General features: G+C 38.3%; 24 protein-coding genes. 18 read left to right on the forward strand and 6 right to left on the reverse strand.

Annotated elements, in window-relative coordinates; all coding sequences use genetic code 11:
* Window positions 1–159: 159 nt before the first annotated feature.
* The 8 genes from BMW39_RS03305 to argH all read left to right on the forward strand — a co-directional run bounded on the left by BMW39_RS03305 (window position 160) and on the right by argH (window position 8841).
* On the forward strand, window positions 160–738 hold the full coding sequence (locus BMW39_RS03305) for a GNAT family N-acetyltransferase (RefSeq protein ID WP_051879994.1): 579 nt from the start codon (window positions 160–162) through the stop codon (window positions 736–738).
* Window positions 731–1924 carry an argininosuccinate synthase gene (locus BMW39_RS03310; protein ID WP_034977203.1) on the forward strand — a complete coding sequence of 398 codons (1194 nt, stop codon included), beginning with the start codon at window positions 731–733 and terminating at the stop codon, window positions 1922–1924. Before BMW39_RS03305 ends, BMW39_RS03310 begins: the two co-directional genes overlap by 8 nt.
* Before the next feature lie 291 nt (window positions 1925–2215).
* Window positions 2216–3181, forward strand: a complete 966-nt coding sequence (argC, locus tag BMW39_RS03320) for an N-acetyl-gamma-glutamyl-phosphate reductase (RefSeq protein WP_034977208.1) — start codon at window positions 2216–2218, stop codon at window positions 3179–3181.
* Window positions 3182–3255: 74 nt separating this feature from the next.
* Window positions 3256–4419 carry an aspartate aminotransferase family protein gene (locus BMW39_RS03325; protein ID WP_034977211.1) on the forward strand — a complete coding sequence of 388 codons (1164 nt, stop codon included), beginning with the start codon at window positions 3256–3258 and terminating at the stop codon, window positions 4417–4419.
* Between the two features lie 124 nt (window positions 4420–4543).
* Window positions 4544–5506 (forward strand): Rossmann-fold NAD(P)-binding domain-containing protein, encoded by a 963-nt coding sequence (locus BMW39_RS03330; protein WP_034977214.1) that lies wholly within the window; start codon window positions 4544–4546, stop codon window positions 5504–5506.
* Between the two features lie 91 nt (window positions 5507–5597).
* A complete protein-coding gene (gene argB, locus BMW39_RS03335; protein ID WP_034977217.1) occupies window positions 5598–6389 on the forward strand; it encodes an acetylglutamate kinase in 792 nt (263 codons plus the stop codon).
* On the forward strand, window positions 6364–7446 hold the full coding sequence (locus tag BMW39_RS03340; protein WP_034977222.1) for a M20 family metallo-hydrolase: 1083 nt from the start codon (window positions 6364–6366) through the stop codon (window positions 7444–7446). The genes argB and BMW39_RS03340 overlap by 26 nt, the downstream gene beginning before the upstream one ends.
* 90 nt (window positions 7447–7536) lie before the next feature.
* Window positions 7537–8841, forward strand: coding sequence for an argininosuccinate lyase (gene argH / locus BMW39_RS03345; RefSeq protein WP_051879995.1), 1305 nt, complete (start codon window positions 7537–7539; stop codon window positions 8839–8841).
* A gap of 146 nt (window positions 8842–8987) precedes the next feature.
* Here argH and BMW39_RS03350 read toward each other — a convergent pair whose 3' ends face one another.
* Entirely contained in the window at window positions 8988–9449 is a 462-nt protein-coding gene (locus BMW39_RS03350; RefSeq protein ID WP_034967340.1) for an Lrp/AsnC family transcriptional regulator, read from the reverse strand.
* Between the two features lie 343 nt (window positions 9450–9792).
* Between BMW39_RS03350 and BMW39_RS03355 the strand changes: the two genes are divergently transcribed.
* The 3 genes from BMW39_RS03355 to carB all read left to right on the forward strand — a co-directional run bounded on the left by BMW39_RS03355 (window position 9793) and on the right by carB (window position 15109).
* Window positions 9793–10695, forward strand: a complete 903-nt coding sequence (locus tag BMW39_RS03355; protein ID WP_034967344.1) for an aspartate carbamoyltransferase catalytic subunit — start codon at window positions 9793–9795, stop codon at window positions 10693–10695.
* 141 nt (window positions 10696–10836) lie between these two features.
* Window positions 10837–11925 (forward strand): glutamine-hydrolyzing carbamoyl-phosphate synthase small subunit, encoded by a 1089-nt coding sequence (gene carA, locus BMW39_RS03360; protein WP_034977945.1) that lies wholly within the window; start codon window positions 10837–10839, stop codon window positions 11923–11925.
* Between the two features lies 1 nt (window position 11926).
* Entirely contained in the window at window positions 11927–15109 is a 3183-nt protein-coding gene (gene carB, locus BMW39_RS03365) for a carbamoyl-phosphate synthase large subunit (RefSeq protein WP_034977224.1), read from the forward strand.
* A gap of 66 nt (window positions 15110–15175) precedes the next feature.
* Here the strand turns inward: carB and BMW39_RS03370 are convergent, their stop codons facing one another.
* Window positions 15176–16222, reverse strand: a complete 1047-nt coding sequence (locus BMW39_RS03370) for a hypothetical protein (protein WP_034977227.1) — start codon at window positions 16220–16222, stop codon at window positions 15176–15178.
* A gap of 166 nt (window positions 16223–16388) precedes the next feature.
* Here BMW39_RS03370 and BMW39_RS03375 point away from each other — a divergent pair, with 166 nt between their 5' ends.
* The gene (locus tag BMW39_RS03375; protein WP_051879996.1) at window positions 16389–16691 is read left to right on the forward strand and encodes a hypothetical protein; all 303 of its coding nucleotides are present in this window, start codon (window positions 16389–16391) and stop codon (window positions 16689–16691) included.
* A 50-nt stretch (window positions 16692–16741) separates the two neighbouring features.
* Here the strand turns inward: BMW39_RS03375 and BMW39_RS03380 are convergent, their stop codons facing one another.
* On the reverse strand, window positions 16742–18331 hold the full coding sequence (locus tag BMW39_RS03380) for a class I SAM-dependent methyltransferase (RefSeq protein ID WP_034977231.1): 1590 nt from the start codon (window positions 18329–18331) through the stop codon (window positions 16742–16744).
* A 130-nt stretch (window positions 18332–18461) separates the two neighbouring features.
* Here BMW39_RS03380 and BMW39_RS19650 point away from each other — a divergent pair, with 130 nt between their 5' ends.
* Entirely contained in the window at window positions 18462–19505 is a 1044-nt protein-coding gene (locus tag BMW39_RS19650) for a bifunctional transcriptional activator/DNA repair enzyme AdaA (RefSeq protein ID WP_034977234.1), read from the forward strand.
* 89 nt (window positions 19506–19594) lie between these two features.
* On the forward strand, window positions 19595–20113 hold the full coding sequence (locus BMW39_RS03390; RefSeq protein ID WP_034977238.1) for a GNAT family N-acetyltransferase: 519 nt from the start codon (window positions 19595–19597) through the stop codon (window positions 20111–20113).
* Between the two features lie 170 nt (window positions 20114–20283).
* Here the strand turns inward: BMW39_RS03390 and BMW39_RS03395 are convergent, their stop codons facing one another.
* Together BMW39_RS03395 and BMW39_RS03400 are read right to left on the reverse strand one after the other, a co-directional pair.
* Entirely contained in the window at window positions 20284–20667 is a 384-nt protein-coding gene (locus BMW39_RS03395) for a DUF3037 domain-containing protein (RefSeq protein ID WP_034977952.1), read from the reverse strand.
* On the reverse strand, window positions 20645–21433 hold the full coding sequence (locus BMW39_RS03400) for a HipA family kinase (protein WP_034977241.1): 789 nt from the start codon (window positions 21431–21433) through the stop codon (window positions 20645–20647). Before BMW39_RS03400 ends, BMW39_RS03395 begins: the two co-directional genes overlap by 23 nt.
* Before the next feature lie 297 nt (window positions 21434–21730).
* Between BMW39_RS03400 and BMW39_RS03405 the strand changes: the two genes are divergently transcribed.
* The 4 genes from BMW39_RS03405 to BMW39_RS03420 all read left to right on the forward strand — a co-directional run bounded on the left by BMW39_RS03405 (window position 21731) and on the right by BMW39_RS03420 (window position 24457).
* The gene (locus BMW39_RS03405) at window positions 21731–22573 is read left to right on the forward strand and encodes a T9SS type A sorting domain-containing protein (RefSeq protein ID WP_051879997.1); all 843 of its coding nucleotides are present in this window, start codon (window positions 21731–21733) and stop codon (window positions 22571–22573) included.
* Between the two features lie 160 nt (window positions 22574–22733).
* On the forward strand, window positions 22734–23669 hold the full coding sequence (locus BMW39_RS03410) for an NAD(P)H-dependent flavin oxidoreductase (RefSeq protein ID WP_034977958.1): 936 nt from the start codon (window positions 22734–22736) through the stop codon (window positions 23667–23669).
* A 90-nt stretch (window positions 23670–23759) separates the two neighbouring features.
* Window positions 23760–24188, forward strand: coding sequence for a DUF4268 domain-containing protein (locus tag BMW39_RS03415; RefSeq protein WP_034977244.1), 429 nt, complete (start codon window positions 23760–23762; stop codon window positions 24186–24188).
* A gap of 32 nt (window positions 24189–24220) precedes the next feature.
* Entirely contained in the window at window positions 24221–24457 is a 237-nt protein-coding gene (locus BMW39_RS03420) for a hypothetical protein (protein ID WP_034977249.1), read from the forward strand.
* Window positions 24458–24467: 10 nt separating this feature from the next.
* Here the strand turns inward: BMW39_RS03420 and pnuC are convergent, their stop codons facing one another.
* Window positions 24468–25148: a nicotinamide riboside transporter PnuC gene (gene pnuC / locus BMW39_RS03425; RefSeq protein ID WP_034977251.1), complete on the reverse strand. Its 681-nt coding sequence runs from the start codon at window positions 25146–25148 to the stop codon at window positions 24468–24470.
* Between the last annotated feature and the right edge of the window lie 16 nt (window positions 25149–25164).

Below are 25164 nucleotides of genomic sequence, written 5' to 3' on the forward strand. Positions count from 1 at the left end.
CACAAAATCTATAACAAATAGAATACCTGCCACGATTATTATTCAGTTGATTAACAGATAATATTGTTGTTAAATAATAATTAACAGATAATATTATCTTTTTAATTTGGATAATAAAGATAATTGTATTTAAATTTGCCGCTTAATTAGATAATATCAATGAAATTAGAAGTTTCCTCAGAGAAACATTTGGTCTATGTGGAAGAAATCCGAAACGAAATGGAGGATTCTGCAAAGAAAAGAGGAACAGGCATCGCAAAACGTTCTTCCGAATATCTGGGCAAGAAAATCTCGGAAGGTAACGCCATCATCGCCATCGACGAAGATGGAACCTGGGCAGGCTTCTGCTACATAGAAACCTGGACGAACGGAGAGTATGTCGCGAATTCCGGTTTGATAGTTTCGCCCCAATTCAGAAACGCAGGATTGGCCACTTTGATTAAAGAAAGAATCTTCGAGCTTTCCAGGGAGAAATATCCAAATGCAAAGATTTTCGGCCTCACCACCGGACTGGCAGTGATGAAAATCAACAGCAGTTTAGGTTACAAGCCCGTGATTTATTCAGAGTTGACTCAGGATGAACAATTCTGGAACGGTTGCAAAAACTGTGTGAATTATGAAATTCTGATGATGAAAGAACGCAAAAACTGTCTTTGCACGGCAATGCTTTTCGTCCCGGAAAAAGTAAATATAAATAAAGAAAAAGATTTTGAATCTATAAATAACGACAATGAGTAAGAAAGTAGTTTTGGCATTTAGCGGAGGTTTGGACACGTCGTATTGCGCCAAATATCTGAGCGAAACTTTGGGTTACGAAGTTCACGCAATCACAATCAACACAGGTGGTTTTGATAAAAACGATGAGGTTTTGCTTAAGGAAAAGGCAGAAAAATTAGGCGTGGCTTCTTACAGGTTTATAGATGCTTCAGAAAAATATTATAACGATTGTGTCAAGTATTTGATTTTCGGTAACGTTCTAAAAAACAACACTTATCCATTGTCTGTCAGCGCCGAAAGAACGATTCAGGCGCAGACGATTGCCGAATCTGCTTTGGAAATTGGAGCCGACGCAATCGCACACGGAAGTACAGGCGCAGGAAATGACCAGGTTCGTTTCGATTTGATTTTCAACGTAATGTGTCCGAAAATCGAAATTATCACACCAATCCGTGATTTAAGTTTATCGCGTGAAGACGAAATCCAATTCCTGAAAGACCACAACTGCGAAATGGATTTTGACAAAGCCAAATATTCCATCAACAAAGGACTTTGGGGAACTTCCGTCGGCGGAAAAGAAACGTTGACTTCCCGATTTTCCCTTCCAGAAGAAGCTTTTCCTTCGCAAGTTGAAAAAACCGAACCTTCAAATTTGGAAATCGAATTCAAAAATGGAGAACTGATTTCCGTTAATGGCGAAACTTTTTCTCATCCCGTTTTAGCGATTCAGAAGATTGAAGAATTGGCTTCACCATACGGAATCGGTCGCGACATCCACGTTGGAGACACGATTGTTGGGATAAAAGGTCGTGTCGGTTTTGAGGCGTCGTCGGCGTCAATTATCATCAAAGCGCATCATCTTTTGGAGAAACATACACTTTCCAAATATCAGCAGACCATCAAATCGCAATTGTCAGATTGGTACGGAAACTGGCTTCACGAGGCACTTTTCCTGGACCCAGTGATGAGAAACATCGAATCATTTTTGCAGGATTCTCAGAGAACAGTCAACGGAAAAGTATTTATCACACTTCATCCATATCGTTTTGTCTTGAACGGAATTGAGTCTGAAAATGATTTGATGTCTTCAAAATTTGGAAGTTATGGCGAAGAGAATCTCGCATGGAGTGGCGACGATGTCAAAGGATATACCAAAATCCTAAGCAACTCGCTTAATATTTATCATCAAGTCAATAAGTTGAATTAGAATTTTTTGGGCAGCTTTTCCGTCTTCCACTCCCAATCTTTTTTGCAAGACGATTTCAGTTTAAGTAGAACTTGAGTACAAGCAAAAAAGGATTTCCGTTCAAGCCGGGCTGCAGATTCGGTAAAAAACAAATGGCAATATAAAAACAGAATTTTGTCATTCCGTAGGAATCTAACCATCGCTGTCGAGATTCCTACGGAATGACAAAAGAACTTTAAAGTTTAGCTCTTTGCGGACTTAAAATATTTTCAATAATTACAAAAAAATCTTTGCGCTCTTTGCGTTAAAAATATGAAAAAATCAGTCGGAATCATCGGAGCCAATGGCTACACGGGAAGCGAACTCGTTCGTTTGCTCGCATTTCATCCGAATATAGAATTAAAGTTTTTGTTCAGTCGTTCCAATTCCGGAGTGAAAATTTCCGAATTGTATCCGGATTTGGACTCGATTTGTGATTTGGTTTTGACGAATGAAATTTCAGAAACGGACATTCTTTTCCTTTGCCTTCCTCACAAAGAAAGTCAAAACTGGCTGAATGAAAATCCGGTTTCAGAAGAAACTTTGGTTATCGATTTAGGAAATGATTTCCGTCTCGAAGGCAATTTCGGAAATAGAAATTTTGTTTATGGTTTGCCCGAGATTTATTTTAATAAAATTAAAAACTCAAAAAGTATCGCAAATCCTGGATGTTTTGCAACTGCGATTCAATTAGCGTTGTTGCCTTTAGCAAAGGAAAATCTTTTGAATGATGTTTACACAACAGGAATTACGGGTTCGACTGGAGCAGGACAATCTTTGCAACCGACAACGCATTTCACTTGGCGAAATGACAATATTTCAGCTTACAAAACTTTGAATCACCAGCACGTCGACGAGATTTTAAAACAAGTCAATTTGCTTAATGAAAAGGATGTGGAACTCAACTTTGTTCCGTGGCGTGGTGATTTTGCAAGAGGAATTTTCACAAGTTCTATCATCGAATGCGATTTGGAATTAGATAAAATTTACAATTTATATAAAGACTTCTACAAAGATTCGCATTTCGTGAAAATTTCAGAAAAATCGATTGATATGAAACAAGTTGTGAATACCAATTTCTGTGTCATCCAAATCGAAAAACAAGGAAACAAAATAGCGGTTCATTCAGCAATCGATAACTTATTGAAAGGCGCATCCGGACAAGCAGTTCAGAATATGAATATCGCCAATGGCTGGGAACAAAATCTAGGATTAAACTTAAAACCATTGGCTTTCTAAACTTTGCGACTTTAAAGCAGTTTGAAATTAAAAAAAAATCTTTGCGCACTTTGCGTTAAATTAAAAATGTAAAAATGAATTTATTCAACGTGTATCCACTGTTCAATATCAATCCTGTCAAAGCCGAAGGTTCTTTCCTTTGGGATGAAAACGGACAAAAATACCTCGATTTTTATGGTGGTCACGCTGTGATTTCCATTGGTCACAATCATCCGCATTATGTTGACAAATTGAAAAATCAATTGGGTAAAATCAGTTTTTATTCCAATTCGGTTCAGAATAATTTACAAACTGAATTGGCTGAGAAATTAGGAAAATTATCAGGTTACGAAGATTATTCAGTGTTCCTCTGTAATTCTGGAGCAGAAGCCAACGAAAACGCTTTAAAACTGGCTTCATTTCACAACGGAAAAAAGAAAGTAATCTATTTCTCCGAAGCTTTCCACGGCCGAACTTCCGCCACGGTTGCTGTGACAGACAATCCAAAAATCGTAGCGCCAGTCAACGAATCTGAGAATTTCGTCAAATGTGAATTCAATAATTCTGAAGAATTAGAAAAGATTTTTGCCGAAAACAAGAACGAAATTTCAGCAGTAATCGTAGAAGGAATTCAAGGTGTTGGAGGAATTAATTTATTGGATAAAGATTTCATTTTAACGATTGAAAAATTGTGCAAAGAAAATAATGCGATTTTAATTTTGGACGAAGTTCAGTCTGGTTACGGACGTTCCGGGAAATTCTTTGCCCATCAGGAATTTGACATCAAACCAGATTTAATAACGGTTGCAAAAGGAATGGGAAATGGTTTCCCTATTGGCGGTGTTCTGATTAGTCCAAAATTCGAGGCGAGTTACGGATTATTGGGAACTACATTTGGCGGAAATCATCTCGCTTGCGTGGCTGGTATTGCAGTTTTGGAAGTGATTGAAAATGAAAATCTAATTAATAATTCAGAAAAAATCGGCGCTTACATCGAACAAAAAATTAAAGATTTCCCTCACATCAAAAACATCAAAAGGCGCGGTCTGATGATTGGAATTGAGCTCGACCAAGCTTGCGCAGATGTCAGGAAAGAATTGCTGTTCGAACATTTTATTTTCACTGGAAATGCCAATGACAAGAATGTTCTGCGGATTCTACCGGCGCTCAATATTTCGGAAAAAGAATCCGATTTGTTCATCAATGCTTTAGGAAAAACCTTGAAAGCCATTGATGAGAAAATATTAGAATTAAAATAACGCAAAGGCGCGAGAGTAGTAATCTCACTGCTGAAAAGTCGCCAACATTGTAAGTTAAAATTTGCGACTTGAAATGTCGAATCATAAAAAATCATAGCGCCTTTGCGTTCAAAACAATTAAGAAATGAAAAATTTCACTTCGGTTTACGATATAGATAATTTGCAGGAAATCATTGCAAAAGCCTTAAAAATAAAAGAAAATCCATTAGAAAATCCAACCAAAGGAAAAGGGAAAACGATTGGTTTGGTTTTCCTCAATTCCAGTCTCAGAACAAGATTGAGTTCTCAAATTGCTGCTCAAAATTTAGGATTAAATGTCCTAACACTCAACGCCGCTCAAGAAGCCTGGAATCTGGAATTCGCTGATGGAACGGTGATGAACAGCGATACAGTTGAACACATCAAAGATGCCATCGAGGTTCTGAATCAATATTGTGATATCATCGCCGTAAGATGTTTCGCGGGAATGAAAAACAAAGCCGACGACGTGAACGAAAGTATTCTGAGCCAGTTCCTGAAACACGCCAAAGTTCCAGTGATTTCTTTGGAATCTGCGACGCGTCATCCGTTGCAAAGTCTGGCAGATTGCATCACAATCACAGAAAATTGGACGGAAAATAGAAAACCAAAAGTCGTTTTGACTTGGGCGCCTCACATCAAACCGATTGCGCAGGCTGTCGGAAACTCGTTCACAGAATGGATGCAACAAATGGATGTTGATTTTGTGATTGCAAATCCGGAAGGTTATGATTTGGATAAAAATTTTACAAAGGATACGAAAGTGATTCATAATCAAGACGAAGCACTGAAAGATGCAGATTTTGTTTACGTTAAAAACTGGTCGTCATTTGAAGATTATACAGCGATGCCGAAAGTTGACGAAAACTGGATGTTGAGCAATGAAAAATTGGAATTAACAAACAATGGAAAAGTGATGCATTGCCTTCCCGTCCGTAGAAATCTTGAATTGAGTGATGAAGTGGTGGATGGCGAAAACTCAATCATTTATCAGCAGGCAAAAAACAGAATTTTTTCTGCACAGGCTGTTTTCTCTGAAATTTTAGATGAGATTAATAGTAAAGATTGAGAAATAAAATATCAATAGGAGCGGGCTTTAGCCCGTTTGTGAGGATGGGAATTAAATAGGCTTTAGCCGAAATATAAAGGCAAAACAATTAATGCAAAAAGTACACATCATAAAAATCGGAGGCGCTTTAATCGATGATAAAAAATCATTGAAAGCTTTTCTAGAACAATTTTCTCAAATCGGAGGCGCCAAAATCCTGATTCACGGCGGTGGAAAGATTGCAGAAACTTTGGCAGAAAAACTGAAAATCACACAGACGATGATTGATGGACGCAGGATTACCAACAAGAAAACTTTGAAGTTGGTGACGATGGTTTACGCGGGAAGAATCAACAAAAATATTGTGGCAAAATTGCAGAGTTTTAATTGCAACGCGATGGGATTTTCCGGCGCAGACGGCAATTTAATTCAAGCTGAAAAACGCCAGCATCCAACCATCAATTTTGGATTTGTTGGCGATATTAATGAAAAAAGCATCAATCACGAATTGATTACAAATATGATAAATCTGGGTTTGGTTCCGGTGTTTTCTGCAATCACTCACGATAAAAAAGGAAATCTGTTAAACACCAACGCAGACACGATTGCCGGAACTATTGCTCAGGCTTTATCAAAAAATTTCGAGACAGAATTGTTGTTCTGCTTCGATAAAAACGGGGTTTTAGAAAATGTGGAAGACGAAAATTCAAATCTTAAAACCATTAATAAAACTGAATTTTCTGAATTGAAATCGCAAGGAAAATTCCATAAAGGAATTTTGCCAAAACTCGAAAATGCTTTCAAAGCCAAAGAAAATGGCGTTCAGAAAGTATCTTTGATTAACGAGAAAAAACTGTCAGACCAAATAAAACAAGGAAATGAAGGAACTGAAATCTGTCTTTAGCAGAGAAGAACTTGCGGAAAATGCCGTCAAATTACTGAAAAAACTCATCGCAACACCATCTATGAGTCGCGACGAATACAACGCTTCGCTCATCATCGAAGGCTTTTTCAATGAGCATCAATTGACTGTCAACCGATTCAAAAATAACATCTGGGCAACCAACAAACATTTTGACGCCGGCAAACCATCGATTCTCCTCAACACGCATCACGACACGGTAAAACCGAACAAAGCTTACACTTTGGACCCGTTCATTCCGGTGGAAAAAGACGGCAAATTATTTGGTTTGGGAAGCAATGATGCGGGCGCGTCTTTAGTAGCGATGGCGCAGACTTTTCTCTATTTTTATGAAGCCGAAGATTTGACTCATAATTTAGTAATTGCTTTGACAGCCGAGGAAGAAATCTCCGGTCTGGACGGCATCGAAGCCCTGTTTCCACAACTTCCGAACGTCGAATTGGCAATTGTTGGCGAACCTACAAAAATGAATCTTGCGATTGCAGAAAAAGGTTTGCTCGTCATCGATGGCGAAATGCTGGGAACGCCTTCTCACGCTGCGCATCCGAACGATGACAATGCGATTGTGAAATGTATGAAGGATTTGCAAAACATCCTCGATTTCAAATTCCCGAAAGTTTCCGATTATTTGGGCGAGGTGAAAGTCACATTGTCAGTTCTCAACGCAGGAACGCAACACAACGTGGTTCCCGAAAAATGCAATTTCACATTGGATGTCCGCGTGACAGACGAATACACGAATCGCGAAGTTTTCGAAATCATCCAGTCGCAGATGAAATCCAAACTGACACCGAGGTCATTCCGTCTCAATTCCTCAAAAATCGACGTCAACCATCCGTTTGTTCAGGCTGGATTGGCGTTGGGCAGGACAACTTACGGTTCGCCGACATCCTCGGACCAGGCGATTATTCCGTGCACATCGGTCAAGTTGGGACCCGGCGACAGCTTGCGTTCCCACACCGCGGACGAGTTTGTCTACATCGACGAAATCCGAGAAGGCATCGATGTTTACATTAAAATATTAGAGAAAGTTCTTTAACGGAAGTTAGAATTGAGAAATTAGAAATTAGAAAACCAATTTGGAATCTAACTTCTAACCTCTAAAATCTAATTTCTAAAAATTATTAAAATGAAAAAAATCTGGCAAAAAGACAATACGACAACCAACGATTTGGTTACAAAATTCACAGTCGGGAAAGACCTGGATTTTGACGACAGATTAGCAAAATACGATGTGTTGGGCTCCATTGCCCACGCAAAAATGCTCGCAGAAGTTGGATTGATTCGACTGGATGAAGAGCACGCAATCGTGGCCGTTTTGGAAGAAGTTCTTTCTGAAATCGAAAAAGAAACTTTCGAAATCGATAAAACCGCAGAAGACATCCATTCTCAAATCGAAAATATCCTCATCGAAAAATTGGGCGAAACAGGAAAGAAAATCCACACCGCAAGGTCAAGAAACGACCAGGTTTTGACGGATATCAAATTATACTTAATTGACGAAATCAGAGAAATCACAGAACTGACCGATTCATTTTTTCAAATCCTGAAAGACAAAGCCAATCTTCATAAAGACGTGTTATTGCCTGGTTATACGCATTTGCAGGTGGCGATGCCGTCGTCTTTCGGATTGTGGTTTGGCGCGTATGCAGAATCTTTGGTGGATGATTTGGAATTGCTGTTTGCAACGAAGAATATCATTAATAAAAATCCACTAGGCTCGGCCGCGGGTTACGGTTCATCATTCCCGATTGACAGAGAAAGTACGACTTACAAACTAGGTTTCAGAACTTTGAATCATAATGTGGTTTATGCGCAGATGACACGAGGGAAATCCGAGAAATTGTTGGCGAATTCGTTGTCGGTTTTGGCTGGAACTTTAAGCAAATTTTCTTACGATGTTTGTATTTATTTAAGTCAGAACTTTGATTTTATCAGCTTTCCAAAGGAATTCACAACTGGCAGTAGTATAATGCCACACAAGAAAAATCCGGATATTTTCGAATTGGTGAGAGCGAGATGCAACAGAATTCAAGCTTTGCCAAATGAATTGATTTTGGTGACGAATAATCTGCCATCAGGCTATCACAGAGATTTGCAATTGACAAAAGAAATCCTTTTTCCGGCCATCGATTCTTTGAAAGAATGTCTTGAAATCCTGATTTACACGCTTCCAAACATCGAAGTGAAAGACAATATTCTGGATGATGAAAAGTACAAATACATCTTCAGCGTAGAGAAAATCAACGAAGAAGTGAAGAATGGAAAGTCATTCCGAGATGCCTATATTCAAATCGGTCAGGAAATAGAAAAAGGCTTGTTCGAATACGATTACAAAGAACTCAATCACTCTCATCAAGGCAGTTTGGGAAACCTTTGCCTCGACGAAATCGAATATCAATTCAATAAAGTCAGAGATAAATTGTTGGGTTGAAAAATATCGCAAAGGCGCAAGATTTAATTAAATTTGAGTCGCAAAGTTTTAAGTTAATTGGAATGATGTAAATCGAAGGTTTTCTTTTGCGACTTTCAGCAGTTTATTACTAAATAATTTTGCGACTTTGCGATAGAAATATATTTTTAATCCAGTTTGAACTTGGTAGATTTTTTCACTTCAGCCAAAACAATAGAACTGTGATATTGCCCGATGTGAGGACTGTTTGAAATCACATTCACAGTGAAATGATTGTAAGAATAAATGTCGTTTGCAAGGATTTTCAATTGATAATCATATTCGCCGGAAAGACTGATGATTTCTTGGACTTCATCATATTTCGAGATATAATTTTCGAAATCTTTGAGCGTGTTTTGAGACTGCTCTTTTAGACGAACATTGCAATAAACAACAATATTGATTCCGAGTTTTTCACGGTTGAGCAGGGCGACATATTTTTCTACAACGCCACTTTTTTCAAGGTTTTTGATACGCTCGTAGGTCGGCGTAAAAGTAAGTCCGATTTTTTCGGAGATTTCCTTTACCGATAGCGTAGAATCTTCCTGAAGAAGGGAGAGAATTAATTTGTCTTTTTTGTCCAAACTCATAATATTAAGTGGCTGATAGCACGTTGCTTTTGGCGATTGGCTTAAAAAGCAACGCTTTAATAGTTAAAAATATATGTTTAAGTAGTTTCAAGTACTTGTCAATCTTTCAAAAGTAAAGAAAATATTTGACTGGAGAAATTTTAAGCGCAGAAGTTCATTGATTTATTACAAAAAAGTATGAATAAGATTTCATCATATCGAAAATATTGGTATCTTTGCACCCAATGAATCTGGTACAGAATTTAGCGACATTAGTGTTTGGCAAATTTGCCGACAACAACAATATTTTTTATATTTAACGAAGTCTTTTAGGCTTCGTTTTTTTTATTTAAAAATTTCAGATATGATTAAGCTTGCACGCGTCTCCACGGAGAGTATAGAAAAAATTTTACAGGAAGCACAGCAGTTTGCGGATGGTAAAGTCAGCAAAATTAAAGGTGATGTTTTCGCCGCGAACCTCTTTTTTGAGAATAGCACAAGAACCAAAACAAGCTTCGAAGTAGCCGAGAAGAAACTCGGTCTTCAAGTTATAGATTTTGAAGCTGATAAAAGCTCCATCGCAAAGGGTGAAACAATGCTTGATACGATTAAAACTTTGGAAGCTATCGGCGTGGAAGTGGCAGTTATCAGGCATTCTGAAAAAAGATATTACGACCAGCTTCAAGATGCTAAATTAAGTATCGTAAATGCTGGCGACGGCGTTGGAAGTCACCCTTCACAGGCGCTTTTGGACGCTTTGACCATCATTCAGGAGTTTGGAAAGATAGAAGGTTTGAAGATTGGAATCGTAGGCGATGTGAAACACAGCCGAGTTGCCAATTCAGGCGCAGGATTGTTCAGAAGAATGGGCGCAAAAGTATATTTCTCTGGCCCAGAATTCTGGTTTGACGAAGGAATGTTGGTCAACGGAACTTATATGCAGTTCGACGATTTGGTGAAAGAAGTGGATGTTTTGATGTTGTTGAGAATCCAGCACGAGCGTCACGAGAGAACTTTCAATTTCAAATCCGAAGATTATCTTAAGAAATTCGGTTTGACGAAAGAAAGAGAAAAGAAAATGAAGCCAAACGCCATCATTATGCATCCGGCACCAATCAACAGAGGTGTGGAGATAGATTCGGAATTGGTGGAATGTGAAAGGTCCAGAATCTTCAAACAAATGCAGAACGGCGTTTTTGCAAGAATGGCGATTCTTAAATTTGACCTTGAGAATAAAGGTTTCGAGTTTGTCGACTCCCAAAATTAAAAATTAATTCACGCTTTTCGAGCGTGTTTTTTTTGAGTAAAAAAGACCGATGTCAGAAGTCTGATGACCGATGACAAAAATGAAATAAATATTAGTGAAACCTCGGACTTCGGACTTCCGTCTTCCGACTTAAAAGTAAAAATGAAAAAGAAATTAATATTAGAATCCGGAGAAGTATTCAATGGGGTAGGATTCGGAGCAGAACAGGAGACTGCCGGCGAAGTGGTTTTCAACACAGGAATGACGGGTTATCAAGAATTGATTTCCGACCCAAGTTATTGCGGACAAATCGTTTGTATGACCTATCCTTTGATAGGAAATTACGGCATCAACCGGGACGATTACGAAAGCATCGAACCTGCAATCAAAGGTTTGATTGTAAAAGAATTGTGCGATTTGCCTTCCAATTTCCGAACTCAAATGACCTTGGATGAACTTTTCAAAAAGAAAAATCTATCCGGAATCTCAGGAATTGACACGAGAAGACTGACGAGAATTCTTCGCAACAAAGGTGTTGTGAAAGGCAAAATAGTAAATGCTGAAACCGATGACAATCAAACGGTTGAAGAGCTTAAGAAAACCACTTTCCCAATCGACCAGGTAGAATCTGTTTCCACAAAAACATCTTATGCAAGTCCTGGAAGAGGTTTCAAAGTGGTGTTGGTAGATTTCGGTTCCAAGTTGGGAATCATCCGCGAATTATCTCAAAGAAATTGCGACATCATCGTGGTTTCTCAGGATACAACCGCAGAAGAGATTTTATTAATGGACCCAGACGGAATAATGCTTTCCAACGGTCCCGGCGACCCGGAAGATGTGAAAGGTGCCTCAGAATTGATTAATGGATTGCTCGGAAAAGTGCCGATTTTCGGGATTTGTTTGGGTCATCAATTGATTGGTCTGGCTTGTGGCGCAAAGACTTACAAACTGAAATTCGGTCACAGGGGTGGCAATCACCCGGTTTTGGATTTAGAAAAAAATAAAGTGGCCATTACTTCTCAGAATCACGGTTATGCAATCGACCAGGAATCTTTGAAAGACACAGACTTAATCGAAACACACATCGCCTTGAACGACAGAACCAACGAAGGTCTGAAACACAAAATTCATCCTTGTTTCTCAGTTCAATATCACCCGGAAGCAAGTCCAGGTCCAGAGGATGCGAATTATCTATTTGATGATTTTATTGAATTAATGGAGGAGTTTAAATCTAATCAAGTAAAAAAGTAAAATGGCAAAGCGTACAGACATAAAAACAATTTTAGTAATCGGCTCAGGTCCTATCATCATTGGCCAAGCTGCGGAATTTGATTATTCGGGGACACAAGCTTGTCTTTCCTTGAGAGAGGAAGGTTACAGCGTGATTCTTATTAATTCCAATCCGGCAACAATAATGACGGATAAAGAGATTGCCGACAAAGTTTATATCGAACCGATTTCTCTGGAATTTGTTTCCAGAATCATCAGAAAAGAACGTCCGGATGCCTTGTTGCCAACTTTAGGTGGACAAACCGGACTTAATATGGCCGTGGAATTACAGAAATCCGGAATCCTGGAGGAATGTAAGGTGGAAGTTCTAGGAACCAAATTAGACGCTATCAATCAGGCCGAAGACAGAGACCTTTTCCGCGAATTGATGCACGAATTGAACGAGCCGGTTCCAGATTCCGACATCGTAACAACCGTTGAAGGTGCGATTGATTTTGCTAATAGAATCGGTTATCCAGTGATTGTTCGCCCCGCTTTTACAATGGGTGGAACAGGTGGTGGAATTGCCGCAACCGAACCCGAACTTCGTGAAATTGCTGAATTGGGATTGAAATATTCTCCCGTAACGCAATGTCTGATAGAGAAATCCATTGCAGGTTTCAAAGAAATCGAATACGAAGTGATGCGTGACAAAAACGACAACGCCATCGTGGTTTGTAATATGGAAAACATCGACCCGGTTGGCGTTCACACAGGAGATTCAATTGTTGTTGCGCCTTCGCAGACACTTTCTGACAGAGAATATCAGATGCTGAGAAATGCATCACTCAAAATAATTCGAGCATTGGGAATCGAAGGTGGTTGCAACGTTCAGCTCGCTCTCGACCCGCATTCTTATCAATATTATATCATCGAAGTAAATCCAAGAGTTTCGCGTTCATCGGCTTTGGCGAGTAAAGCAACTGGTTATCCGATTGCTAAAATTGCAGCTAAAATTGCAGTTGGATTGACATTGGACGAAATCAAAAATCCTGTAACCGGAACGTCTTACGCTTGTTTCGAGCCAGCTTTGGATTATGTAGTGACCAAGTTTCCAAGATTCCCATTCGATAAATTTGAGACGGCTGACAGAAGATTGTCAACACAAATGAAAGCAACGGGAGAAGTAATGGCCATCGGAAGAAACTTCGAAGAGTCTTTGCACAAAGCCATCCGTTCTTTGGAAACCGGACTTCGCCATTTGGGATTAAAAACAAAACAGGCTTTAGCCCTTACCGACGAGGAAATTGAAAGAAGGATTCGCGTTTGTGATGACGAGAGATTGTTCATCATCGGTGACGCTTTGAGAAGAGGATACGATTGGGAACAGATTGTAGAATGGAGCAAAATCGATAAATTCTTCATCTGGAAAATCAAGAAATTAATTGATTTCGAGAAAACAATTGTAGATAACAAGTTTGATAAGGAGACGCTTATTGAAGCCAAGAAATTAGGTTTTGCTGACCTTAATATCGCTCATCTTTGGGAAACGACACAACGTGAAGTTTTCAATTTCAGAAAAGAAAATGGCGTGATGCCGGTTTACAAAATGGTGGATACTTGCGCGGCAGAATTTGAATCTGAAACGCCTTATTTCTACGGAACTTACGAAGAAGAAAATGAAAGTGTGGTTTCTGACAAGGAAAAAATCATCGTTCTTGGTTCAGGTCCAATTAGAATTGGGCAAGGTGTTGAGTTCGATTATGCTACGGTTCATTCGGTTTGGGCGATTCAGCAGATGGGTTACGAGGCGATTATCATTAATAATAATCCGGAGACTGTTTCCACAGACTTCTCGATTGCAGACAAATTATACTTCGAACCATTGGCAGAAGAAGACGTGATGAACATCATTGAACTCGAAAAACCAAAAGGTGTTGTGGTTCAGTTTGGCGGACAAACCGCTATTAATTTAGCAGATAAATTATCGGCTCACGGCGTTCAAATCTTGGGAACTTCACTCGAAGATTTAGACAGAGCGGAGAACAGAGATAAATTTGAGAAAGCGCTTCAGGAACTGGGAATTCCACAGCCATTAGGGAAAACTTCGACTTCAAAAGAAGAAGCAATTGTGATTGCCAACGAAATTGGTTATCCGGTTTTGGTGCGTCCAAGTTATGTTTTGGGAGGACGAGCGATGGAAATCGTTTATACGGAGAAGGAACTTTCGCATTATATGGAAAATGCGGTGGAAGCCAGTCCCGACCAACCAGTTTTGATTGACCGATATTTGACTGGTCAGGAAGTGGAAGTAGATGCAATTTGCGACGGCGAAACAGTTGTCATTCCTGGAATTATGGAACATATCGAAAGAGCTGGTGTTCATTCCGGAGATTCAATCGCGGTCTATCCACCACAACATTTGACGGAAACTCAAATCAAAACTTTAGAAGATTACACGATAAGATTAGCTAAGGGCTTGAATGTGATTGGATTAATGAATATCCAATACGTGATTTCCAAAGGTGAAGTTTTCGTGATTGAAGTGAATCCGCGTTCGTCCAGAACCGTTCCTTTCTTATCCAAAATCACAGATGTTCCAATGGCAAATCTTGCAACGAAAGCAATTTTGGGAGCAAAACTAAAAGATTTGGGTTACACTTCCGGATTGATTCCGAACAAAGAAGGAATCTTCGTGAAAGTTCCGGTTTTCTCTTTCAGCAAATTGACGAAAGTGGATATCTCTCTCGGACCAGAAATGAAATCTACAGGCGAAGTAATGGGGAAAGATTCAACCTTCGAAAAAGCCTTGTACAAAGGTTTAATCGGAGCAGGAAGAAAAGTGCCGACGCACGGTTCCATCTTATTCACAGTCGCTGACCAGGACAAAGAAGAAGCGTCTGAGATTGCGAGAAGATTCCATACGATTGGTTTCAGAATTTGGGCGACAGAAGGAACGGCGAAGTATTTCGAGGAAAAAGGAATTCAAACCAAAATCGGTTACAAAATTGGGGAAGAGGATGTCAATCTGATTGATTTGATTCAAAAAGGAAAAGTTCAATACGTTGTCAATACGACCACCAAAGGAAAACAAGCCGAAAGAGACGGTTTCCAAATCCGAAGAATGAGCGTGGAAAACGGTGTTCCTTGTTTGACATCAATGGATACAGTCGAAGCGATTTTGAAGGTGATTGAGAGTATGACTTTCAAAATGGAGGCGATGTAATTTTAGGATTAAATATAATAAAGAAAGCGTTGTTAGATTTATTCTGACAACGCTTTCTTTTCTTTATTATTTAATGGTTTTCCACTTTGGATTTTCTGAATTGTCTGCAATCTTGAGAGGGATAAAAGTTTTAAAATCTTTTGTTTTGTATTCAATCAACATCGATGGGCAACAATTTGCATCATCTTCTTTGTACAAATTGGTTGACAAAAAATATTCATCACCGATTTTTTTTATGTCAGCTCCTGCTCTTCCTTCAAAACGGAAACCTTTCTTGACATATTTAGAAACTTTTTTATCGAAATTTTGGTCTTCGTAAGGATAAACGGAAATGGGAATTACGCTATCGCCATCAATTTTATAATAATTTTCGAAAGTTCCCGCTGCAACACCAGAAGTTACACCAAATGCAATGATTTCGTTATCGACAACCTCATAAATTTGTGCTTCGCTGTCGTGCTTGGAAACTGGATATGGGAAATTATTATAATGGGGACTGATGTTTTTAACCAATAATTCCTCTGTTTCTTCGGAATTGTAATTTTTTTTGGCAAAAGCATCATTTAGTTTTGTAATGATTAATTTTCTACTTTCCTGTGAATATGGGTTATTAAGAGGATTTTTTTGATGCTCATAATTTGCTTTATATTGGTCGTAATCTTTTTTTACATCACCAGTTTTGTAGGATACATCACTCAAAATACTACTCATAAGTTTGTACTGTTTTGGGTCGTCTTTTTTCATTTTTTCCAAGCTTTCCTTTCGTTTTTTTTCTCTTTCCTTTTCAAGTGAAGCATATTCTTCAAAGGTCATCAGTTTTTCTTCTTTATCATTAGAAGTTTCTTCGTCAAATCCAAAATCGTTGCGTGATACGATTGAATCTGTAAACTTTTTCAGCAGATTATCAGAGTATTTTTTGGAATTAAAATTCTTTTTTATTTTTTCGAAAAGACTTGCTTTTAAATATTGACTATAAAATTCCTGTTGTTCGTTTGCAGGTATCGAATTCTGCATATTTTGAAGTTCCGAAGTTGAATAAATGTTTGCTATTTTTTTTTGAGCAATCATAAAACCGCCTATCAGTACGGTAAAGAAGATAATTAGTTTTTTCATTGTAAATTTTCTGGAAAATTATATATAATTAATAAAACTTCCTTACGGTTTCCCGTAATGCGTAAAAAATATTTTGTCTTTAGTATAAAATTTTTTTGTACTATAAATATCTCTTATTTGCAGTTAGAATTAATTGTATTTTTGGTTTTAAATAAATCATCAAAAAATGAAAGCAACAAACATTTTAATTTTAGCCATTTCCGCATCATCATTTTTATCTTGCAAGTCCGTTCAAAATAGTTCGCAAAATGGAACAGTGTTTAGGGATTGCACCGGAACTTACCTTAGAGTTGGAGAAAATAACGATTATCTGGTTTGTAATTCAGATGCATTAAAAGAGAAAAAAGATGGTGAAAAAGTATCACTCGTTTTTGTGTATACAAAAGAATGCGCAGAAAGGGACGGCAAGATAATGTGTATGATGTATCACGAAAACAAAGGAATGATAAGAGTGAAAAGCGTGAAATAAGCTTTACAGCAAATAGAAACCTCATCCAACCGATGAGTTTTTTTGTTAAACTATTTCTTCAAAAGATTGATGCTCACCGTCGCCAACTCAGAATCTGGAAACTTTTTAAACAAATTGACGTCTGGTTCCAAGCCAGATTCCTTGCAAATTCTGTGAAAAACATCTACTTCTACAATATATTGGTCAGAAAATCCGTGTGTCGCGTCGTACGCTGTGGAAGCTGTCAAACCAAGATTTTTCGAAGTGATTTCTGGCGAAAGTGTGTGAAGCTCAATCAAAAGCAATCCAAATTTTTCAACATAAGGTGTCCGTTTTTTCAAATGATTTAGGAGATTTTCTTCGACATCACGATTGGATAATCGTTTTCCGCGGAAGGCAAATGCGCCAGTCGAAGTGCTGATTCTTTGGCTGTCGGTTTCCAAAACGTCTTCCCAAATCCGGTTATGGTCGAGGAATGTTCTGATATTCAGCAAATCTCCCAATTCGATATTGTAGTCGGATTCCAAATCTTCGGCAAGTTGTTTCGGATTTCCGATGTCGCCCCAAATCACTTTTGCCCAAATATCATTTTTGATGAGATTGGCTCTGGTCACTTTTAACGATGCTGGATTGTAATCTGCACCAACCAGAAATAACGGATGTTCTTCCAAATATTTTCCGCGCAAAGTCTGTCTCTCGATGACTTCATAAAGATGTTGCAAAAGGGCGCCGTTTCCGCAACCCATATCCAAAATTCCCTTTGGTTGCTCATTGATTGGCCTGTTGAAAATCTCGATGATGAACTCATCAATCACTTTGAAATAAGTCAAATGAGCGCCACCACTTCCCCAAACATTCATCTCGCGGTTCACGTGGATTTCGTCTTCGCCATCTTCAATTTCGCGGATTTCTGAGGCTTTTCCGAAAATCAGATTGTCCAATTTTGAGAACATCGGCAGATAAGAAACCGTTACGCCATAAGCTGTTGCGCGTCTCGCAAAGAAAAGTCCCGTTTCCGTGAATTGGAAATTATTTCCTTTCTTGGAAAACCAACCAATTTCTGAAAGATAATTGAGAATGATTTCAAAATAATGTGGATTCTTGTGAAACTCTTCCGCGCTGAAACTCGCTTCCATAAAGTATTTGTGGAACATTCCACTCATTCCCAATTTGATAATGATGGGACCAACCAGCGCACCTTCGATGTGTTTTTGGATTTGATATTTCAATGAATTTCCATCTACATTTTCCAGCAAAAAAGATTTATACTTTTCGAAGATTGCAATCCACTTTTTACAGAGTTCTTCGGTCAGTTCTTTGGAATTGATGACGTTTGGGTCGGCTAGAAATTCCGCCAAATCACAGTAGATTTTTTGATAAGAAAATGCTTCTTCAGTTTTGGAGTTGGCTGATATTTTCACAACATCAGTTACATTATCCAAGTGATAATCCAGAAAACCTTGAGATGCCAAAACTCTCAGTGCGACATTCAGATAACCTTCATTGGAATTGAATTTTTCATTAATCTCAGAAAGTTCCAAAGTTTGATTTTCATTAATGAAATCCAAAATATTTTTCTTTGACAAGGCCGAAATCACAGGCGCTGTCACAATCCCATCCAAATGTCTGAAAATCGATTCCCGAAGTTTTTTCTTATCCATAAAATTCTTGATTTTGTGTTTTGGAAGATAATATTTTTCAGGAATATGAAAGAGAAAAATTGCTTGTTCATTTTTCGGTTGTTATCAAATTTCTAAAACGATTACATTTGTATTATTAATTATCATTTTTATGAAACCGAGTTTCGAACAGATGTACCAAGCTTCTTTCCAGAAAAATCCCGACTTCGAAGGTGTTTTTTGGATGGGCGTGAAAACGACAGGCATTTTTTGTCGCCCAACTTGTACCGCGAGAAAACCAAAACCTGAGAATGTTGAATTTTTTGATAATACAAAAGATGCCATTCTAAAAGGTTATCGACCGTGCAAAGTCTGTAAACCATTGGAGAATCCAGATGAAACGCCGATTGAAATTCAGAAGCTGATGAATGAATTGTCTGAGAATCCGGAACTTAAATTCAAAGATGTGGATTTGATTGGTCGTGGATTATTGCCTGCAACTGTGAAACGCTGGTTTCTAAAATACCACGGAATGACTTTCCACGCGTTTCAAAGAACGTTCAAAATCAATTCGGCTTTCAAAAAACTTCAGCAAGGTGAGAATGTTTTGGATGTCGCTTTGGAAAATGGTTATGAAAGTTTGAGTGGTTTTAATGAAAGTTTCAAATCCATTATAGGAACTTCGCCAAAAAATTCGAAACTGGAAAAAATCGTTGACCTCAAAAGAATCGAAACACCGCTCGGAGCGATGATTGCGTGTGCTAATGAAAATGGAATTTGTCTGCTGGAATATTCCGACCGAAAATCACTTTCGAGAGAATTAGATGAAATCTCGAAATACTTCAAAGCCAATATTATTCAGGGAGAAAATCCGCATTTCAAAATATTAGAAAAAGAATTAGAAGAATATTTCGAAGGGAAAAGATTGGATTTCACCGTTCCACTTTCGCCTGTCGGAACAGATTTTCAAAAGAATGTTTGGCAGATTCTTAGAACCATTCCATATGGAACGACGAGAAGTTACCAGCAACAAGCCGACATTCTTGGCAATCCAAAAGCTGTGCGCGCTGTTGCCAATGCGAATGGACTTAATAAAATTTCAATCATCATACCTTGTCATAGAGTCATCGGAACCAATGGAACTTTGACCGGTTATGGCGGTGGAATCTGGAGAAAACAGAAACTTTTGGAATTGGAAAAAGCTATTTTGTTTTAATTCAAAGTTCAAAATTTATTATTCAAGGTTTAATAATTTCGTACTATCAACTATCAACTATCAACTATCAACTATCAACTATCAACCAAATGAATATCCAACCCACTTTAGAAAACGAAAATGTAAAACTCGTTCCGCTTGATCAAACTGATTTTGAGCAATTATTATCTGTTGCTTCGGATCCTCTAGTTTGGGAACAACATCCGAACAAAGACCGATACAAAAGGGAAGTCTTCGAAAATTTTTTCAAAGGTGCGATGGAAAGTGGTGGCGCGTTCAAAATCATTGAGACAAACACAGGCGAAATTGCCGGAAGCACGAGGTTTTATGATTATAATTCGGATGATAACTCGATTTTCATTGGTTATACTTTTTATGGAAGGAAATTCTGGGGCTCAAAACTGAATCCGCAGGTCAAAAAACTGATGCTGGATTATATTTTTCAATTCGTTGATAAAGTCAATTTCCACGTTGGGAAAGACAACATCCGTTCGCAAAAAGCAATGGAAAAATTGGGTGCAAAGAAAGTAGACGAAGTCAATGTTGCTTATGCTTACGAACCTGAACGATTGAATGTCGTCTTTGAAATTAAAAAAGAAAATTATTAGAAGTTAGAGGCTGTTTAAAATTTCATCAAAATTATTTCTCTAATTCTAAAGGAAGTGATTTCGATGAAATTTCTAATTGATTTTTGCTCCCTTTAGGGTTGGGGTAAACAAAAATCAATTAGAAAAAAAATATTAGGTTTTCTACACAGAATCTTTTCGTTCAAAATTTTTCACAACACCAATTCCTCGAACAATCTCTCAAAAGTCTTCTCCAAATCCAAGCTCGCTCCAGGATGCGGGCGAGAAGTCTGAATGATAGAACTCTTCACAGCCGTCAACCATCGGAAACGCTCAGGGATTTCGAGTTGCGCAATGGAGCCTGCCGACTTTTCGCCGTTGGCAATATTGACAAAGGATTCCAAATGTTTCTTCACATCATCAAAATCGATTTTCGAATGAATCACCCGAAATTTCTCCTCACAAAGATGGATTTTCACCTTGATGAATTTCTCTCTTTTTGAGAATAAGATCAAGCCAACGTTGAAGAACTCTTCACGTTCAGGCTTCGGCACCAGACGGATCACCGCGTACTCATATAACTTTTGCTCTTGCATTTTTGGCTTCATTTAAAAAGTTATCAGAATGGTCTCGTCTCAAAGTCAGGAATTGAAAGTAAACATTTTTAATTTCAGTAGGCGTCAGTTCGGTATCGTTCCATTGCAACCAATCTTCAGGAATCAGTTCTGCGATCTCTCTCAAAACGTCGTCCGTCAATATCGCTTTGAATCTTTCATTGGCAGAATCCAATTCAGAAGCTTGAGGCAACAAAACGTGGTCTTTGATCATCACAAACGGACTCACGGCATTCTTTTCCCAATTGTCCCAAGAATGGTGGAAGTAGAGCGAGGCACCGTTGTCGATCAGCCATAATTCTTTGTGCCACATCAGCATATTCGTATTTCGGAAAGTACGGTCGATATTAGTAAGGAACGCATCCAGCCAAACAATCTCAGAAGATAATTTGGAATCAATTTTCACAGCGCCCGGATCGTAAGTGATGGCGCCGGAAAGGTAATGCAGAGCGAGATTCAGTCCGCAACTGCCTTTCAAAAGGTCTTGGATCTCTTCATCGGCTTCACTTCTTCCAAAATCAACCGAAAGATTCGCAAACACCAATTCCGGAATTCGAAATCCCAAAACCTGCGAAATTTTCCCACCGATCAATTCAGAGATCAAAGCTTTGACGCCATGTCCAGCACCTCGAAACTTCAAAACATATTTGAAATCGTCGTCCGCTTCCGCCAACGCTGGCAGAGAACCACCTTCCCGCAATGGCAGGATGTAGCGTGTGACGGTAACTGTTCTTAGGGATAAGTCCAATTTGTAATTTTTTGTAAAAATAAGGATTAGGAAATTAATGTATGAAGGTCTAAAAATTTATTTCATTAGTTCAGTAGATAAAAGATTTATAATGTTCTGATTGCTTGATTATTGTAAAAGCTGAAAGGTAATTGCTCTAAGAGGTCAGTTACGGCAATGTAAATTGAAAGTTAAATTAATGAATTCGCATTTTTTTGATTTTTCTTTAGAGATGTAGTATTTAAAATAATATATTTGTGATAAATATTCATTGATAATGATTTATTATAAAACTATTAATTTTTAAATTTTAAAACCATGAAAAAAATCTATTTTTTAATTACAGCGATGTTGATGAGTTTGGTACTTATCAATGCACAAACGAGTACAGAACAGTTTGAAACAGAATCGTCTGGAAGTACAAGTTTTACAGACAATGGTGTGATTTTCAACATCATATCGAACAATGCACCAGCTTCTCTTTTTGATATTGGTGTTTTCCCAGGCACAGGATGGAATGGTACGCAAACTGACAGCAGGTATATCGATAATACTGGAACTGCCACTTTAGCCAATGCTAATTCTTCTTTTAGTATAAAGACGACTTCTAATCTATTCAAGGTCAATAGGTTTTGGGTGTTTGTAGCTAATCATTTTGTCAATCAAAACTCTGTGGGAACGCTTACGGTGACTGGAAGATTGTCAGGAGTTACAAAGTACAGTCAGACAAAATCTACAGGATTTGCCACTGCTTTGGGTTCAACAAATGGATATACGCTGATTGATCTTACTAATCTTAATGGTCAGAATTATTCCAATATCATCATTGATGAGCTTCGAATTACGCTTGGTGGTGAATATCGTTATCTTGGTCTTGATGCTTTCACTTGGGTAAAGGACACAGGTCTTGTCCTAGCTGTGGATGATACTATTAATGGAAAAAATAATTTCCAGATCTACCCTAATCCTACTTCAGATTTTATCAATTTCAAAAATGCAGAGTCGATAGAAAAAGTGGAGATCTACGACCTTAGTGGCAAGCTATCGATCAGTGCTTCAAATGCGACAAAGGTCAACGTTTCCCAACTGGAAAAAGGAACTTACACAGTAAAGGTGAAAACCAAAAACGGAATAGGAAATTCCAAGTTCATCAAAAAGTAAAGTCATTAGGCATCAATGAATATTTTGCCGGAGGTCATTTCTTCCGGCTTTTTTATGCTCTTTAAAAAACGAATCCCTATTTTTGGAAAAAATAAAAACAATGTCCAGTTTCATAGATTTTGGATTAGCCAAAAAATCATTTGAGAATAAACAATCAGAGATGAATAGGATCACACAGCTTTTCAATATCAAATATCCGATCATCCAAGGCGGCATGATCTGGCATTCCGGATGGAAGTTGGCTTCTGCAGTTTCCAACAATGGTGGATTGGGACTAATTGGTTCGGCGAGTATGTATCCGGATATTCTAAGAGAAAATATTCGGAAATGTAAAGCGGCGACCGATAAACCTTTCGGGGTCAACATCGCTTTGCTTTATCCAAACATCGATGAGATCATTAATATCATCTTGGAGGAAGGCGTGAATATCGTTTTCACATCGGCAGGAAATCCAAAAACCTACACCGAAACTTTAAAGAAAGAAGGCATCAAAGTCGCTCACGTGGTCGCGAGTTCAAAGTTTGCAGTGAAATGTCAGGATGCAGGCGTAGATGCGGTTGTAGCAGAAGGTTTTGAAGCGGGTGGACACAACGGTCGTGAAGAAACAACAACACTTTGCCTGATTCCGAATGTGAAAAAACACATTGGTGTTCCACTCATCGCAGCGGGCGGAATTGGATTGGGAAGTCAGATGAAAGCAGCGATGATTCTCGGTGCAGACGGCGTTCAGATTGGTTCTCGTTTTGCAGCAACGTTTGAGGCTAGTTCGCACGAGAATTTCAAAAATAAGATCGTTGAACTGAATGAAGGCGACACGCAATTGACCTTGAAGGAATTAGCGCCAGTTCGATTGGTCAAGAATAAATTCTACCACAATCTGGAAAGTCTGTACGAATCTGGCAGAAATGTTGAAGCGTTGAAAGAAACTCTCGGAAGAGCACGCGCAAAACTCGGCATGTTCGAAGGTAATCTCACGGAAGGCGAATTGGAGATTGGACAAGTTTCTGCTTTGATAGATGAGATTCTTCCCGTAGAAAAAGTCTTTGAAAATTTAATTAAGGAATTCAACGAAGCAAAAGTAGATCTTACTTTGTAAGAAGATAAAAGGAAAAAGATTCAAGGTCGAAGGCTTCGAGAGCCTCAGCCTGACAATCGCTCATCATTGATCAATCATCATTTATATATTATGTTCTCCAAACAAGAAGCGCAACAACTCAAAACAGAATTCTGGACGGCTTTTGGAAAGGCTTTTCCGAGAAAATGGTTGTTGTACGACACCAAGATCAAGGATTTTTCTTTCAAATTCTCTGCAGACAACAAAAAAGCGGAGGTCTCAATTGATATCGAAATGAAGGATGAACTTTTCAGAAATGCTTATTTTGAGAAGTTTCAGTCTCTGGAAGATCTGTTGAGAGATGAGATTGGCGAATTCCAAATGGATGAATTTTATACGTTAGAAAACCGAAAAGTCATCAGCCGGATTTGGGTAGAAAAGCACAATGTCAGTATTTTCAACAAACAAACCTGGCCAGACACTTTTGACTTCTTCGTCGAGAAAATGAACGCCTTCGAAATGTTCTATTATGAATACGAGGATTTCATCAAATCAATTTAAACAGAATACATCATACTTTTTACATTAAGTCCATGAAAAAAATTACAATAAAAGCCAACGACTTCTTCGAATTACTAAAACTGAAAGGCGAATCGATGTGGGATATTTTCGCACAATTAATTGGTGATGAAGAGAAGGAAATTACATTCGTAGATGATAAGGACGAATATCTTTTCCATTACATTTTGCCAACCACTTTGGAAAAACTACAAGAAGATAAAGTGCTTTTCTCAAAAGAATACGCTGATAAGTTATCAGGAAGCAATTAAAAAGTTCCTGCTAAATTTGATGGAAAGTCTCATTTTTCGCTAAGCTTTTCTTCCATTCCAAATAGCCGATGATTGCCATCGCTGTAAAGATAATGTATTGGATGGCTGTGATTCCCAATCCTTTGTAAACCATCATTGGGATACAGATAAAATCGGCAACGATCCAAAAGATCCAATTCTCAATGTTCCGTTTGGCCATAAAAAACATCCCGACCAAAAATAAAGAAGTGGTGATGATGTCGGTGTAGTTTGCCCAATCGAGGTGGTAAAGTCCCAGCCTCACACCGGTCATAGAAAATTGATTATCAATATAAGGTTTGAAATAATAGACCAATCCCACAAATACCAGACTTCCCACAAATAAGGCACTTCCGATCTGCCAATCTTTCTTACTTGCTTTTTTGACTTCCACGTGGATGTTGTCATCCGAATGTTTTGACCAAAGAATCCAGCCATAAACACTCATCACCGTGTAATAGATGTTGATCAACATGTCGCCCAATAGTCCAAAAACGTACATGATATAGATGAAAAGCACCGTGGAAATAATGCCTGTAGGATACACCCAAATGTTTTGTCTGATGGAAAAGTAAACGCTAAGTAGACCAAAGATAACAGCAATTGCTTCAAAATAAATAAGATAAGTCTCGTAGGAACTGTACTGCGCAGTGAGAGTTTGTAAAAAATCCATTTTCAAAGATAATTAT

The sequence above is a fragment of the Epilithonimonas lactis genome (genome assembly GCF_900110605.1).
Classification (GTDB): domain Bacteria; phylum Bacteroidota; class Bacteroidia; order Flavobacteriales; family Weeksellaceae; genus Epilithonimonas; species Epilithonimonas lactis.

Coding starts and splice junctions, on each gene's coding strand:
- BMW39_RS03305 (WP_051879994.1), top strand. CDS start 160: ATGAAATTAGAAGTTTCCTCAGAGAAACATTTGGTCTATGTGGAAGAA.
- BMW39_RS03310 (WP_034977203.1), top strand. CDS start 731: ATGAGTAAGAAAGTAGTTTTGGCATTTAGCGGAGGTTTGGACACGTCG.
- argC (WP_034977208.1), top strand. CDS start 2,216: ATGAAAAAATCAGTCGGAATCATCGGAGCCAATGGCTACACGGGAAGC.
- BMW39_RS03325 (WP_034977211.1), top strand. CDS start 3,256: ATGAATTTATTCAACGTGTATCCACTGTTCAATATCAATCCTGTCAAA.
- BMW39_RS03330 (WP_034977214.1), top strand. CDS start 4,544: ATGAAAAATTTCACTTCGGTTTACGATATAGATAATTTGCAGGAAATC.
- argB (WP_034977217.1), top strand. CDS start 5,598: ATGCAAAAAGTACACATCATAAAAATCGGAGGCGCTTTAATCGATGAT.
- BMW39_RS03340 (WP_034977222.1), top strand. CDS start 6,364: ATGAAGGAACTGAAATCTGTCTTTAGCAGAGAAGAACTTGCGGAAAAT.
- argH (WP_051879995.1), top strand. CDS start 7,537: ATGAAAAAAATCTGGCAAAAAGACAATACGACAACCAACGATTTGGTT.
- BMW39_RS03350 (WP_034967340.1), bottom strand. CDS start 9,449: ATGAGTTTGGACAAAAAAGACAAATTAATTCTCTCCCTTCTTCAGGAA.
- BMW39_RS03355 (WP_034967344.1), top strand. CDS start 9,793: ATGATTAAGCTTGCACGCGTCTCCACGGAGAGTATAGAAAAAATTTTA.
- carA (WP_034977945.1), top strand. CDS start 10,837: ATGAAAAAGAAATTAATATTAGAATCCGGAGAAGTATTCAATGGGGTA.
- carB (WP_034977224.1), top strand. CDS start 11,927: ATGGCAAAGCGTACAGACATAAAAACAATTTTAGTAATCGGCTCAGGT.
- BMW39_RS03370 (WP_034977227.1), bottom strand. CDS start 16,222: ATGAAAAAACTAATTATCTTCTTTACCGTACTGATAGGCGGTTTTATG.
- BMW39_RS03375 (WP_051879996.1), top strand. CDS start 16,389: ATGAAAGCAACAAACATTTTAATTTTAGCCATTTCCGCATCATCATTT.
- BMW39_RS03380 (WP_034977231.1), bottom strand. CDS start 18,331: ATGGATAAGAAAAAACTTCGGGAATCGATTTTCAGACATTTGGATGGG.
- BMW39_RS19650 (WP_034977234.1), top strand. CDS start 18,462: ATGAAACCGAGTTTCGAACAGATGTACCAAGCTTCTTTCCAGAAAAAT.
- BMW39_RS03390 (WP_034977238.1), top strand. CDS start 19,595: ATGAATATCCAACCCACTTTAGAAAACGAAAATGTAAAACTCGTTCCG.
- BMW39_RS03395 (WP_034977952.1), bottom strand. CDS start 20,667: ATGCAAGAGCAAAAGTTATATGAGTACGCGGTGATCCGTCTGGTGCCG.
- BMW39_RS03405 (WP_051879997.1), top strand. CDS start 21,731: ATGAAAAAAATCTATTTTTTAATTACAGCGATGTTGATGAGTTTGGTA.
- BMW39_RS03410 (WP_034977958.1), top strand. CDS start 22,734: ATGAATAGGATCACACAGCTTTTCAATATCAAATATCCGATCATCCAA.
- BMW39_RS03415 (WP_034977244.1), top strand. CDS start 23,760: ATGTTCTCCAAACAAGAAGCGCAACAACTCAAAACAGAATTCTGGACG.
- BMW39_RS03420 (WP_034977249.1), top strand. CDS start 24,221: ATGAAAAAAATTACAATAAAAGCCAACGACTTCTTCGAATTACTAAAA.
- pnuC (WP_034977251.1), bottom strand. CDS start 25,148: ATGGATTTTTTACAAACTCTCACTGCGCAGTACAGTTCCTACGAGACT.